Source organism: Pantoea sp. SIMBA_079 (assembly GCF_046940275.1).
In the GTDB taxonomy this organism is placed as follows: domain Bacteria; phylum Pseudomonadota; class Gammaproteobacteria; order Enterobacterales; family Enterobacteriaceae; genus Pantoea; species Pantoea borealis.
Window position 1 is genome coordinate 1 of record NZ_JAWRYR010000413.1, and the last position, 266, is coordinate 266.

Sequence of the window (266 nt, forward strand, 5' to 3'; positions counted from 1 at the left end):
CTTCCTGGCCTTCGGGCGAGACGCGCAGGGCGGCGATCAGACGGGCGTTGGCCTGGTCGAGCTGGTCGCGGTCGGACGTCGCCACCACGTCGCGCACCAGGCGTTTGGCGCCGGCGGCGGCTGTCGGCCCGGCCTTGAGGAGCAGCGCGATCTGGCGCTCGACGGCGGCGTCGAGCGCGTCGGACTCGACTACCTCGTGCAGCAGGCCGAGGCGCAGCGCCTGGGCGGCGTCGAAGCGTTCGGCGGTCGCGAAATAGCGCCGTGCG

1 pseudogene is annotated in these 266 nt (G+C 74.1%); it reads right to left on the reverse strand.

The features are described from left to right. Window positions 1-266, reverse strand: a pseudogene (locus SB719_RS20590) (gamma-carboxygeranoyl-CoA hydratase); the annotation flags it as partial.